This window comes from Pseudomonas sp. TE6283 (genome assembly GCF_054060555.1).
This window is the reverse complement of record NZ_JBSSDH010000010.1, coordinates 133,130-145,206: the sequence shown is the minus strand read 5'-3', so window position 1 is coordinate 145,206 and position 12,077 is coordinate 133,130. Positions and strand designations below refer to the sequence as shown.

Genomic DNA, 12,077 nt, shown 5'->3' with positions numbered 1-12,077 from the left:
TATGCGTGGGAGCGGGCTTGCCCCGCGATAGGGCCGGTAGTCTCAACCACGCCCTTGCAGAATGGCGGCATACCCCTCTTTGTAACTCGGATACATCGGCACCCATCCCAACGCCCGCGCCCGCGCATTGCTGCAGCGCTTGCTGCCAGTGCGCCGCACCCGCTGCTCATCCGACCACTGGGTAACGCCCAGGTACTCACGTAGCCAGGCGACCACCTCGGCCAGCGGCGCCGGGTCGTCATCGACACCGATATAACAATCGTCCAGCGCAACGCCGCGGGCATCGGCCTGCAACAGGTGCGCGATCAGGCAGGCGGCATCCTCGGCATGGATGCGGTTGCCGTACAACGGCGGCTCCTCGGCCACGCGATAACCTTGGCGCACCTGGCTCAGCAACCATTCGCGCCCCGGTCCATAGATACCGGTCAGGCGCACGATCGTCGCGGGAATGCCGCTGCCCAGCGCCAGCCGCTCGGCCTCGAGCATCACCTTGCCGGAATAGCCCTCGGGCTGCGTGGCTGCCGCTTCGGCAATCCATTCACCATCCTGCTGCGCATACACGCTGCTACTGGACACGAACACCAAACGTCGCGGCCGCTGCCCTTTCGCCGCCAGCCATCCCAGCACATGGCGCAGACCTTCGACATAGGCCGCCTGGTAGCCGGCTGCATCGTGCTGGCTGGCCGCCACGCAATACACCAGGTAATCAGGCCCCTGCTCAGGCCAGGCGCTCGGTATCTGCGGCTCGGCCAGATCGGCGGCGATCGGCCGAACCCCTTCGGGCAACTGATCGACCGAACGGCGCAAGCCGCTGACCTGCCAGCCTTGAGCAAGCAGTTGGCGGGCAAGGCGGCTGCCTACATCACCGCAACCCACGATCAAAGCTGAAACGTCTGACATACCAAACCTCCTAATGCGAAAGGCACAGGCTATCGGGTTCGCGCGATAAACGGCTATACCAAGGTCAAAAAAAGCAACAGTATTACTTTTGTTAACAAGAATTACTTGCAATAATGGCGACCCTGTCTGTTCTCGGCCTGTTTCGAGGCCTTGAAGAACTCAACCCATTTCTCTTCATCAGGTCCGGCCAGCATGACACGTACTCAACCTTCCGCTTCGCCAACCCCATCGCGCGCCTGGCGCGCCATTGCCGCGCTGATGTTCAGCCTGGTACTGGCCCCGGCAGCCATGGCCGAAGAGCCTGTCGCCGCCACCCCGGCACCCGCCGCTGCCACTGCCGCCGCCCCGGCCACGCCTGCCGCCGACGGCCAGGCCCCGGTTGCCGCACCAGCCGACGCGACTGCGCCGGTGGAAGGCCAGGCACCGGCCGACGAGAACGTGCAGGCGATGGTCGAAGACACCTCGCTGGGCATGGCCCACGACCTGTCCCCATGGGGCATGTACAAGAACGCCGACGTGGTGGTGAAAGCCGTGATGATCGGCCTGGCCATCGCCTCGATCATCACCTGGACCATCTGGATCGCCAAGGGCTTCGAGCTGATGGGCGCCAAGCGCCGCCTGCGTGGCGAGATCGCCGCCCTGAAGCGTTCGGTGAGCCTGAAAGAGGCCAGCGAGGTGTCGAACAAGGAAGGCACCCTGGCCCACATCCTGGTGCATGACGCCCTCGAAGAAATGCGCCTGTCGGCCAATGCCCGCGAGAAGGAAGGCATCAAGGAACGCGTCAGCTTCCGCCTGGAGCGCCTGGTGGCCGCCAGCGGTCGAACCATGAGCAGCGGCACCGGCGTGCTGGCTACCATCGGCTCCACCGCACCGTTCGTCGGTCTGTTCGGCACCGTGTGGGGCATCATGAACAGCTTCATCGGCATCGCCAAGACCCAGACCACCAACCTCGCCGTGGTCGCCCCAGGTATCGCCGAAGCCCTGCTGGCCACCGCCCTGGGCCTGGTCGCCGCGATTCCGGCCGTGGTCATCTACAACGTCTTCGCCCGCTCCATCGCCGGCTACAAGGCACAGGTGTCCGACGCCTCCGCCCAGGTCCTGCTGCTGGTCAGCCGCGATCTGGACCACCAGGGCAGCGAGCGCGCCGCCCCGCACATGGTGAAAGTGGGGTAAGCCATGGGCCTGCATCTCAACGAAGGTGGCGACGACCTCGCCGAAAACCACGAAATCAACGTCACCCCGTTCATCGACGTGATGCTGGTGCTGCTGATCATCTTCATGGTCGCGGCCCCCCTGGCCACGGTCGACATCAAGGTCGACCTGCCCGCCTCGACCGCGAAGCCCGCGCCGAGGCCCGAGAAGCCGGTGTTCGTCAGCGTCAAGGCCGACAAGAAGCTCTACCTCGGCGACGACGAGGTGGCCCAGCGCGACCAGCTTGGCGCCATGCTCGACGCCAAGACCAAGGGCGACAAGGAAACCACTATCTTCTTCCAGGCTGACAAGGGCGTCGATTACGGCGACCTGATGGAAGTGATGAACACCATGCGTGCCGCCGGCTACCTCAAGGTCGGCCTGGTCGGACTCGAGACGGCAGCCAAGAAATGACGAAAACGCGCTCAAACATGGCGCGCTACGGTGGCAGCCTGGCGATCGTGCTGGGCGTGCACGCGGTCGCCGTGCTGCTGACGCTCAACTGGTCGGTGCCCCAGGCCCTCGAGTTGCCGCCGGCAGCGATGATGGTCGAGCTGGCACCGCTGCCCGAGCCCGCGCCGCCGCCGCCACCCAAGGCCGCCCCGAAACCGCCGACGCCGGTCGAGGAACCGCCGCTGCCGAAGCTGGCAGAGGCGCCAAAGCCGAAGATCGCCATCCCCAAGCCGCCCAAGCCCAAGGCCAAGCCACAGCCGCCCAAGCCCGAGAAGAAGCTTGAGCCGCCGAAGGACGAGCCGCCGGCCAAGGACGACGTCGCGGACACGCCGCCGAGCAACACGCCACCGCAGAAGTCGGCGGCGCCGCAGCCGAGCATCGCGTCCAACAGCAATGCCCTGCCGAGCTGGCAGAGCGATCTGCTGCGCCACTTGGCCAAGTACAAGAAGTACCCCGAGGACGCTCGCCGTCGCGGACTGCAGGGCATAAACCGCCTGCGCTTCGTCGTCGACGCCGAAGGCAAGGTGGTCTCGTACGCGCTGGCCGGCGGTTCCGGCAGTGCGGCGCTGGACCGGGCCACGCTGGAGATGATCCGCCGTGCCGGCACGGTGCCAAAGCCTCCGGCGGAGTTGTTGAACAATGGCACGATCGAAGTCGTTGCGCCGTTCGTCTATTCGCTGGACCGACGCTGACGTTTTTGTTTCTGTCACAAAACGGCAAGTCTGATAACGTGCGTCTATCGATTGCAGCCGCTATGCTGGGGCCGCAACTTCATGGACGCACGTTATGACCCTCACCGAACTTCGCTACATCGTCACCCTCGCGCAAGAGCAGCACTTCGGCCACGCGGCCGAGCGTTGCCACGTCAGCCAGCCGACCCTGTCGGTGGGCGTGAAGAAGCTCGAGGACGAACTCGGCGTGCTGATCTTCGAGCGCAGCAAGAGCGCCGTACGCCTCACGCCGGTCGGCGAGAGCATCGTTGCCCAGGCGCAGAAGGTGCTGGAGCAGGCCCAGGGCATCCGCGAGCTGGCCCAGGCCGGCAAGAACCAGCTGACCGCGCCGCTCAAGGTCGGCGCCATCTACACCGTCGGCCCCTATCTGTTCCCGCACCTGATCCCGCAGCTGCACCGCGTGGCGCCGCAGATGCCGCTGTACATCGAAGAAAACTTCACCCACGTGCTGCGCGAAAAGCTGCGCAACGGCGAACTGGACGCGGTGATCATCGCCCTGCCGTTCAACGAGGCCGATGTGCTGACCTTGCCGCTGTATGACGAGCCGTTCTGCGCCTTGATGCCGGCCGACCACCCCTGGACCGCCAAGGACACCATCGACACCGCCATGCTCAACGACAAGAGCTTGCTGCTGCTGGGCGAGGGCCACTGCTTCCGCGACCAGGTGCTCGAGGCCTGCCCGACGCTGAACAAGGGCGGCGAGGGCTCCAAGCACACCACGGTCGAGTCCAGCTCGCTGGAAACCATCCGCCACATGGTCGCATCGGGCCTGGGCGTGTCGATCCTGCCGCTGTCGGCGGTGCACAGCCATCATTACGCGCCGGGCGTCATCGAAGTCCGCCCGCTGACCGCGCCCGCACCGTTCCGCACCGTGGCCATCGCTTGGCGCGCCAGCTTCCCGCGGCCGAAGGCCATCGAGATCCTCGCCGACTCGATCCGCCTCTGCTCGGTGGCCAAGCCGCCGGTGGAACAAACGGTCTGAGCCCATGACCGAGCTGTCGAACGTCCCGGTCACCACGCTCAAGGGCGTAGGCGATGCCATGGCGGAGAAACTCGCCAAGGTCGGCCTGGAGAACCTGCAGGACCTGCTGTTCCACCTGCCGCTGCGCTACCAGGACCGCACCCGCGTGGTGCCCATCGGCCAACTGCGTCCGGGCCAGGACGCGGTGATCGAGGGCGTGGTCAGCGGGGCCGACGTGACCATGGGCAAGCGCCGCAGCCTGGTGGTGCGCCTGGGCGACGGCAGCGGCACGCTGAGCCTGCGCTTCTACCATTTCAGCAATGCGCAGAAGGAGGGCCTCAAGCGTGGCACCCACCTGCGCTGCTATGGTGAAGCCCGCCCCGGCGCCTCGGGGCTGGAGATCTACCACCCGGAATACCGGGCGCTGAACGGCGACGAAGCCCCGCCGCCGGTCGAACAGACGCTGACACCGATCTACCCGACCACCGAAGGCCTGACCCAGCAGCGCCTGCGCCTGCTCTGCCAGCAGAGCCTCGGCCTGCTCGGCCCGCGCAGCCTGCCCGACTGGCTGCCCGACGAGTTGGCCCGCGACTATCAGCTGGCGCCGCTGAGTGACGCCATCCGCTACCTGCACAACCCGCCGGCCGACGCCGATCTCGACGAACTCGCCGAGGGCCATCACTGGGCCCAGCACCGCCTGGCCTTCGAGGAGCTGCTGACCCACCAGCTGTCGCAACAGCGCCTGCGCGAAAGCCAGCGTGCCCTGCGCGCGCCGGTACTGCCCAAGGCTACGCGCCTGCCGGCACAGTACCTGGCCAACCTCGGCTTCAGCCCGACCGGCGCCCAGCAGCGGGTCGGCAACGAAATTGCCTACGATCTCAGCCAGCACGAGCCAATGATGCGCCTGGTGCAGGGCGACGTGGGCGCCGGCAAGACCGTGGTCGCCGCGCTGGCCGCCCTGCAGGCTCTGGAAGCGGGTTACCAGGTCGCCCTGATGGCGCCCACCGAGATCCTCGCCGAACAGCACTACATCACCTTCAAGCGCTGGCTCGAACCGATGGGCATCGAGGTGGCATGGCTGGCCGGCAAGCTCAAGGGCAAGGCGCGCGCCAGCGCCCTGGAGCAGATCGCCAATGGTGCGCCCATGGTGGTCGGCACCCACGCACTGTTCCAGGACGAGGTGCAGTTCAAGCACCTGGCCCTGGCGATCATCGACGAACAGCACCGTTTCGGCGTGCAGCAGCGCCTGGCCCTGCGCAAGAAGGGCGTCATGGGCCAGCTGTGCCCGCACCAGCTGATCATGACCGCCACACCAATCCCGCGCACCCTGGCGATGAGCGCCTATGCCGACCTGGACACCTCGATCCTCGACGAGCTGCCGCCCGGGCGCACCCCGGTGAACACCGTGCTGGTCGCCGACAGCCGTCGCTTCGAGGTGGTCGAGCGGGTCCGCGCAGCCTGCGCCGAAGGCCGCCAGGCCTATTGGGTGTGCACCCTGATCGAAGAATCCGAGGAACTGACCTGCCAGGCTGCCGAGAGCACCTTCGAGGAGCTGGGCAGCGCCCTGGGCGAGCTGCGCGTGGGCCTGATCCACGGGCGCATGAAGCCTGCGGAAAAGGCCGCGGTGATGGCCGAGTTCAAGGCCGGCGACCTGCAACTGCTGGTGGCCACCACGGTGATCGAGGTCGGCGTCGACGTGCCCAATGCCAGCCTTATGATCATCGAGAACCCCGAGCGCCTGGGCCTGGCCCAGCTGCACCAGTTGCGCGGCCGCGTCGGTCGGGGCAGCGCGGTGAGCCACTGCGTGCTGCTCTACCATCCACCGCTGTCGCAGATCGGCCGTGAGCGCCTGGGCATCATGCGGGAAACCAACGACGGATTCGTCATAGCAGAGAAGGACCTGGAGTTGCGTGGTCCCGGCGAGATGCTCGGGACCCGCCAGACCGGCCTGCTGCAGTTCAAGGTCGCTGACCTGATGCGCGACGCCGACCTGCTGCCGGCCGTGCGCGACGCCGCCCAGGCCCTGCTGGCACGCTGGCCCGACCACGTCAGCCCGTTGCTCGACCGCTGGCTGCGCCACGGTCAACAATATGGCCAGGTGTGACGCCCGTCCCATAATGGATCCAGCTTGGCGGCCAGGCTGGTTATACTTCGCGTTTAAAGAATGATTGGATACAGGCCATGACTGAAGTTGCCCTGGATACCGCAACCCTACACGCACCGTCTGTCATCCGGCTGTTGCTCGACAAGCTCGGCGTCAGCTTCCGCGAGGTGCCCGAGCACCCGGGGCTGCCGGCCGCCTCGCGGGTGCAGGCCGTGCTGCTCGATGACGAGATCGGTGCCTTGATGTTGCTGTTCCCGCAAAGCCAGTTGCTGGACCTCAAGCGCCTCGAGGAACTGACCGGCCGCAAGCTCAAGGCCGTGCCGCTGGAGCGCCTGAAGCAGATGCTCGACAAGCATCACCTCAAGGCGCTGCCGGCGATCCCCGCCCTGACCAGCTCGCCGTGCCAGTACGAAAAGAGCCTGCTCGACAACGAGACGCTGCTGATCCAGTCCGGCGAAACCGGCCTGCTCCTGGAAATCGGCAGAACCGCCTTCAAGAAGATGCTGCTCAAGGCCAGCGCCAGCACGTTCGGCCAGCAGATCAGCGATATTCGCCTCAGTTTCGACCAGTTGGACGGCCCTCCCAAGGAAGTCATCCGCGCGGTCCAGGCATTCACCGCCCGTCGCATCCAGCAACGCCTGGAACAGACCATCGAGATTCCACCGCTGGCCGACACCGCGCAAAAGATCATCAAGCTGCGCGTCGATCCCAATGCCAGCATCGACGACATCACCGGCGTGGTGGAAACCGACCCGGCCCTGGCTGCGCAAGTGGTCAGCTGGGCTGCCTCCCCGTACTACGCCTCACCCGGCAAGATTCGCTCGGTGGAAGACGCCATCGTCCGCGTGCTGGGCTTCGACCTGGTGATCAACCTGGCCTTGGGCCTGGCGTTGGGCAAGACCCTGAGCCTGCCCAAGGACCACCCGCAGCAGGCCACGCCATACTGGCAACAGTCGATCTACACCGCCGCGGTGATCGAGGGCCTGACGCGCGCCATGCCACGTGCCGAGCGCCCGGAAGCGGGCCTGACCTACCTGGCCGGCCTGCTGCACAACTTCGGCTACCTGCTGCTGGCCCACGTCTTCCCGCCGCATTTCTCGCTGATCTGCCGTCACCTGGAAGTCAACCCGCACTTGTGCCACAGCTATGTGGAACAGCACCTGCTGGGAATCAGCCGGGAACAGATCGGGGCCTGGCTGATGAAGCTGTGGGACATGCCCGATGAGCTGTCCACGGCCCTGCGTTTCCAGCACGATCCGGCATACGACGGCGATTATGCGGCGTTTCCCAACCTGGTGTGCCTGGCGACGCGGCTGCTGCGCGCCCGGGGGATCGGCTCGGGGCCCAAGGACGAGATCCCGGATGCCCTGCTCGAGCGCCTGGGGCTGACCCGGGAAAAGGCCGAAGAGGTGGTGAACAAGGTGCTGGAGGCCGAGGCCCTGCTGCGCGAGCTGGCGTCGCAGTTCCACGCGCCGCATTCGCATTAAGATCACCCTGTAGGAGCGGCCTTGCGTCGCGAAAGGGGCGCGCAGCGTCCCCAGATCCGAGCCACCATCGAAATTGCTGGGGGCTGCTGCGTGCCCCCTTTCGCGACGCAAGGCCGCTCCCACAAGGGGACAGCTCCCTGCGGGTATCGCCTGCGCCTGGGGCTCAGGCCTTCTTCTTCGGCTTCAGGTACTTCATCAAGCCCTGGAACCAGATCACCAGCGCCGGATTGCCCTTGATCTGGATGTTCTTCTCCTGGATCCCCTGCATGAACGCCAGCTGCTTGTTACCGGCTTGCAGTGTGGCAAAGCCATAGGCAGCGTCCTTGAAGGCGATGGCGAAGGCCGGCTGCGGGTGCAGGCCGCCCTTGCTGCTGATGCGCAGGTCCTTGACGATGAAGTGCCGGGCGACCTTGCCGTCGAGCGTCTGCATCTGGAAGACCAGGTCCTTGTCCTGCAGCTGCTGCTGGAACGCCGGGTTGTTGCGGCTGGCCTTGGCCATCAGCAACCCCATGGCCCAGAGAAGAAAGCGAAACTTCATCAACACGCCTCGAATGAAAAGTGACTGAGTCGCGCAGTTTATCCGTTTATCGCCCTGTTTATGCAAGTTCGCCGCATTTGCTTACCAGAAACGCAACGGGCGCCTCCAGGCGCCCGTAGGGTGAAGCTGTCCGGTCACTTTTTCTTGGTAGCCTTGACCGGTTCGTTGACGCTGTCGCGCAAGCCCTTGCCAGGTTTGAAGGCGACAGTGTTGCTAGCCTTGATCTTGACCGGCTCGCCGGTTTGCGGGTTCTTGCCGGTGCGGGCGCCACGGTGGCGTTTTTCGAAAGTTCCGAAACCGACCAGGGTGACGGTTGGGCTCGTTTCCTTACCGTTTTTATCCTTATCCTTCTTGCCAAGCTCGGTAGTTATGCTGTCGAGAATCGCGTTCAGGACAGTGTTGGCCTTTTCCTTGGTCAGATCGGCCTTTTCGGCGATGACGGCGGCGAGTTCTGGTTTACGCATAGTGAAGCCTCTTTGACGGGATTTCTTGTTGTTATGCCGTGCTGCCGAAGGGAGCAGCGTTCAAGGCACCGCAGGCTCTAGGCTGCGGCAGACGCCAGTGAGGATGGCACGCCGACAGGGGCCGCGCCAGTATCTGGGCGGCCATTGTCGCGGCAAGAACAGGATAATTCCGACAGAACGTCCGCTATTTACGCCATCAAGGGCGGCAACTGGCGATTCAGCGCCAGTTTCTCCATGACCGCGCCGCCGGTCAGGGCATAGCCCAGCAGCTGGCCATCGGCGCCGTGGCAGAGCACTTTCAGATCCGCGCCGCTGCCCTCGACCACCCAGCTGCCATCGTGGCCGGGCGGCACCGGGGATACCACCAGGGGACAGGCCGGGGTCTTCACCGTGACCGGCATCGGGCCGTAGGCCACCGCGGTCGGGTTGCCGGCCAGGGTCTGGGCCAGGGCACGGGCGCAGGTCATCAGCGGCATGACGTACAGCAGGTTGATGCCATCGACCTCGGCGCAGTCGCCCAGGGCGAAGATGTTGGCGTGGGAGGTGCGCAGCTGGCGGTCCACCACCACCCCACGGTTGACCTGCAACCCCGCCGCTGCCGCCAGGTCGGTGCGCGGGCGCAGGCCGATGGCCGATACCACCAGGTCACAGGGAATCACGCTGCCATCGGACAGGTGCGCATCGAGCGCCTCGCCTGCGCGTTGCAGACGGGTCAGCACCGGACCGAGATGGAAGCGCACGCCCAGCCCTTCCAGCCCCGCCTGCACGGCTGCGGCGGCAGCCGGGTGCAGCAGGGTCGGCATCACCTGCTCACAGGGGGCGACGACCTGGCACTGCAGGCCGCCGAGGCTGAGGTCGTTGGCGAATTCGCAACCGATCAGGCCGGCCCCGAGGATCAGCACCCGCTGCTTGCCCGCGGCGGCGGCGCGAAAGCGTGCGTAGTCCTCCAAGTCGTTGATCGGGAAGATCAGCTCGCCCGCATCGCCTTCGACCGGCACCTGCACGGTCTGCGCGCCCCAGGCCAGCACCAGGTCGCGGTATTCCACCGCCTCCTCGCCAATCCACAGGCGCTTGTGGCCTGGGTCGATGCCGCTGATGCGGGTGTGGGTACGAATCTCGGCCTTGAGCTGCTCGGCCATGGCACCCGGTTCGGCCATGCACAGGCCGTCGGCGTCCTTCTGCTTGGCGAAGCCGGTGGACAGCATGGGCTTGGAGTAGGAGCGACCGTCGTCGGCGGTGATCAGCAACAGCGGCGTGTCGCCGTCGAGCTTGCGAAACTCTCGCGCCAGGTTGTAGCCGGCAAGGCCGGTACCGATGATCACCACGGGGGACGTCATGTCGTGTATTCCTTCTTCAAGCCAGGGTTGTGATCAGCCGATGGCGATCATTTCGAAATCACTCTTGCCCACGCCGCAATCAGGGCACAGCCAGTCTTCCGGTACATCCTCCCAGCGCGTGCCTGGGGCGATGCCGTCGTCCGGCCAGCCTTGGGCCTCGTCGTAGATCAGGCCACAGACAATACATTGCCACTTCTTCATTTACTGCTGTTCCTCGTCAGGCTACAGGGTGCGTTGCAATTGATGGCATAGGCGCGGGGCAAGCCCGCGAGGAGACCACCGTGCAATCTCTGGTCGGCTTTTGTACTGGCCCTGCTGGCAGTATGCAAGCCACGATGGCAAACATGCTAAGCTCGCCGCCTCTCTGGCCTGTATCAAGCATACCGACGTGCCGTACGAAACCCCGCAAGCAGCCGCTGTCGCGTGGCTGGCGTATCCGCAGCTGGCGACCTCCCTCGACCAGCCGACCCTGGGCTGGCTGTTCGACGAAGGCTCCCTGACCCGTCGCCTGACCCGTCTCTCCCACGACCACTTCAGCGTCACCCCCCTGTTCGAGGGCTGGCAGCCCCTGCGCGACGACGAATGCGCCGCCTTGGGCCTTGCCCTCGGCGCGCAGGGCTGGGTCCGCGAGGTCTACCTGCGCGGCCATGGCCAGCCGTGGGTGTTTGCCCGTAGCGTGGCCAGCCGCACGGCGCTGGAACGCGGTGGGTTGGACCTGGAGACCCTGGGCAGCCGCTCGCTGGGCGAACTGCTGTTCTGCGACCAGGCGTTCGTCCGCCATCCGATCGAAGTGTGCAGTTATCCACAGGGCTGGCTGCCCGTGGAGGTCGCCAGCGCCGGGTTGTGGGGACGCCGCTCGCGCTTCGAGCGCGACGGCCTCGACCTGCTGGTGGCCGAGGTGTTCCTGCCCGCCCTGTGGCATGCGGCCAAGGAGGAGAACCGCTGATGTACCTGCAACTGCTCAAATCGCTCAACCGCGTGCACCCACGAGCCTGGGACTTCATCCAGCTGAGCCGCATGGACCGCCCGATCGGCATCTACCTGCTGCTGTGGCCGACGCTGTCGGCGGTATGGATCGCCGGCAACGGCTCGCCGACCCTGGCCAACGTGCTGATCTTCGGCCTCGGCGTGGTACTGATGCGCGCCGCCGGTTGCTGCATCAACGATTTCGCCGACCGCAAGGTGGACGGCCACGTCAAGCGCACCGCCGACCGGCCACTGGCCAGCGGCCGGGTGAAACCCCGCGAAGCGCTGGTGCTGTTCGCCCTGCTGGTGGGGGTGAGCTTCCTGCTGGTGCTGTGCACCAACGCCACCACGGTGTGGCTGTCGTTCGGCGCGGTCGCCCTGGCGTTCTGCTACCCGTTCATGAAGCGCTATACCTACTATCCGCAGGTGGTGCTGGGCGCCGCGTATTCCTGGGGTATCCCGATGGCCTTCACCGCCGCAGGCGGCGAGCTGCCGGCCAGCGCCTGGCTGCTGTACATCGCCAACCTGCTGTGGACCGTGGGCTACGACACCTACTACGCCATGGTCGACCGCGACGACGACCTGAAGATCGGCGTGAAATCCACCGCCATCCTGTTCGGCGAGGCCGACCGGGTGATCATCCTGACCTTGCAGTTGCTGTCGCTGGGCTGCCTGCTGCTGGCGGGCAACCGTTTCGAGCTGGGTGGCTGGTTCCACCTGGGGCTGTTGGCGGCGGCGGTATGCTTTGCCTGGGAGTTCTGGTCGACGCGCAAGCTGGATCGGGAGTCTTGCTTCAAGGCGTTTCTGCACAACCATTGGGCGGGGATGCTGATCTTTGGCGGGGTGGTACTGGATTACGCGTTACGCTGAAAACCTTTGCAGCCATCTCGCCGGCAAGCCGGCTTCCACAGTACTGCGTGTGCCCTTGTGGGAGCCGGCTTTCCA

13 protein-coding genes are annotated in these 12,077 nt (G+C 65.7%); 8 read left to right on the top strand and 5 right to left on the bottom strand.

The genetic code is table 11. From position 1 onward, the window contains the following. Nucleotides 1-42: 42 nt before the first annotated feature. A complete protein-coding gene (locus tag ACVWZ5_RS15555) occupies nt 43-900 on the bottom strand; it encodes an SDR family oxidoreductase (protein ID WP_062575609.1) in 858 nt (285 codons plus the stop codon). A gap of 192 nt (nt 901-1,092) precedes the next feature. On the opposite strand from ACVWZ5_RS15555, the gene exbB reads away from it, so the two are divergent. The 6 genes from exbB to ACVWZ5_RS15525 all read left to right on the top strand — a co-directional run bounded on the left by exbB (nt 1,093) and on the right by ACVWZ5_RS15525 (nt 7,827). After that, complete coding sequence (exbB, locus tag ACVWZ5_RS15550; protein ID WP_062575610.1) at nt 1,093-2,073, top strand: tonB-system energizer ExbB; 981 nt, start codon at nt 1,093-1,095, stop codon at nt 2,071-2,073. A 3-nt stretch (nt 2,074-2,076) separates the two neighbouring features. Further along, nucleotides 2,077-2,505, top strand: coding sequence for a TonB system transport protein ExbD (gene exbD / locus ACVWZ5_RS15545; RefSeq protein ID WP_023632733.1), 429 nt, complete (start codon nt 2,077-2,079; stop codon nt 2,503-2,505). Further along, nucleotides 2,502-3,236: an energy transducer TonB gene (locus ACVWZ5_RS15540; RefSeq protein WP_028689955.1), complete on the top strand. Its 735-nt coding sequence runs from the start codon at nt 2,502-2,504 to the stop codon at nt 3,234-3,236. Before exbD ends, ACVWZ5_RS15540 begins: the two co-directional genes overlap by 4 nt. 94 nt (nt 3,237-3,330) lie before the next feature. Beyond that, nucleotides 3,331-4,257: a hydrogen peroxide-inducible genes activator gene (locus ACVWZ5_RS15535; RefSeq protein WP_062575612.1), complete on the top strand. Its 927-nt coding sequence runs from the start codon at nt 3,331-3,333 to the stop codon at nt 4,255-4,257. 4 nt (nt 4,258-4,261) lie between these two features. Then, nucleotides 4,262-6,340: an ATP-dependent DNA helicase RecG gene (gene recG / locus ACVWZ5_RS15530; protein WP_084942341.1), complete on the top strand. Its 2,079-nt coding sequence runs from the start codon at nt 4,262-4,264 to the stop codon at nt 6,338-6,340. Nucleotides 6,341-6,417: 77 nt separating this feature from the next. Continuing rightward, nucleotides 6,418-7,827: an HDOD domain-containing protein gene (locus ACVWZ5_RS15525; protein ID WP_457340721.1), complete on the top strand. Its 1,410-nt coding sequence runs from the start codon at nt 6,418-6,420 to the stop codon at nt 7,825-7,827. 163 nt (nt 7,828-7,990) lie between these two features. Here the strand turns inward: ACVWZ5_RS15525 and ACVWZ5_RS15520 are convergent, their stop codons facing one another. From ACVWZ5_RS15520 to ACVWZ5_RS15505, 4 genes are all read right to left on the bottom strand, one after another. Further along, a complete protein-coding gene (locus ACVWZ5_RS15520; protein ID WP_050707542.1) occupies nt 7,991-8,365 on the bottom strand; it encodes a hypothetical protein in 375 nt (124 codons plus the stop codon). A gap of 134 nt (nt 8,366-8,499) precedes the next feature. Further along, complete coding sequence (locus tag ACVWZ5_RS15515; protein WP_084942343.1) at nt 8,500-8,829, bottom strand: HU family DNA-binding protein; 330 nt, start codon at nt 8,827-8,829, stop codon at nt 8,500-8,502. A gap of 188 nt (nt 8,830-9,017) precedes the next feature. Then, entirely contained in the window at nt 9,018-10,166 is a 1,149-nt protein-coding gene (locus ACVWZ5_RS15510) for an NAD(P)/FAD-dependent oxidoreductase (protein ID WP_186600548.1), read from the bottom strand. Between the two features lie 33 nt (nt 10,167-10,199). Beyond that, nucleotides 10,200-10,367: a rubredoxin gene (locus tag ACVWZ5_RS15505; RefSeq protein WP_028689962.1), complete on the bottom strand. Its 168-nt coding sequence runs from the start codon at nt 10,365-10,367 to the stop codon at nt 10,200-10,202. Between the two features lie 187 nt (nt 10,368-10,554). Between ACVWZ5_RS15505 and ACVWZ5_RS15500 the strand changes: the two genes are divergently transcribed. Together ACVWZ5_RS15500 and ubiA are read left to right on the top strand one after the other, a co-directional pair. Then, a complete protein-coding gene (locus ACVWZ5_RS15500; RefSeq protein ID WP_062575795.1) occupies nt 10,555-11,112 on the top strand; it encodes a chorismate--pyruvate lyase family protein in 558 nt (185 codons plus the stop codon). Then, nucleotides 11,112-12,002, top strand: coding sequence for a 4-hydroxybenzoate octaprenyltransferase (ubiA, locus tag ACVWZ5_RS15495; protein WP_062575616.1), 891 nt, complete (start codon nt 11,112-11,114; stop codon nt 12,000-12,002). Before ACVWZ5_RS15500 ends, ubiA begins: the two co-directional genes overlap by 1 nt. The last annotated feature ends 75 nt before the right edge of the window (nt 12,003-12,077 follow it).

Coding starts and splice junctions, on each gene's coding strand:
- recG (WP_084942341.1), top strand. CDS start 4,262: ATGACCGAGCTGTCGAACGTCCCGGTCACCACGCTCAAGGGCGTAGGC.
- exbD (WP_023632733.1), top strand. CDS start 2,077: ATGGGCCTGCATCTCAACGAAGGTGGCGACGACCTCGCCGAAAACCAC.
- ACVWZ5_RS15535 (WP_062575612.1), top strand. CDS start 3,331: ATGACCCTCACCGAACTTCGCTACATCGTCACCCTCGCGCAAGAGCAG.
- ACVWZ5_RS15525 (WP_457340721.1), top strand. CDS start 6,418: ATGACTGAAGTTGCCCTGGATACCGCAACCCTACACGCACCGTCTGTC.
- ACVWZ5_RS15540 (WP_028689955.1), top strand. CDS start 2,502: ATGACGAAAACGCGCTCAAACATGGCGCGCTACGGTGGCAGCCTGGCG.
- ACVWZ5_RS15505 (WP_028689962.1), bottom strand. CDS start 10,367: ATGAAGAAGTGGCAATGTATTGTCTGTGGCCTGATCTACGACGAGGCC.
- ubiA (WP_062575616.1), top strand. CDS start 11,112: ATGTACCTGCAACTGCTCAAATCGCTCAACCGCGTGCACCCACGAGCC.
- ACVWZ5_RS15520 (WP_050707542.1), bottom strand. CDS start 8,365: ATGAAGTTTCGCTTTCTTCTCTGGGCCATGGGGTTGCTGATGGCCAAG.
- ACVWZ5_RS15510 (WP_186600548.1), bottom strand. CDS start 10,166: ATGACGTCCCCCGTGGTGATCATCGGTACCGGCCTTGCCGGCTACAAC.
- ACVWZ5_RS15555 (WP_062575609.1), bottom strand. CDS start 900: ATGTCAGACGTTTCAGCTTTGATCGTGGGTTGCGGTGATGTAGGCAGC.
- ACVWZ5_RS15515 (WP_084942343.1), bottom strand. CDS start 8,829: ATGCGTAAACCAGAACTCGCCGCCGTCATCGCCGAAAAGGCCGATCTG.
- exbB (WP_062575610.1), top strand. CDS start 1,093: ATGACACGTACTCAACCTTCCGCTTCGCCAACCCCATCGCGCGCCTGG.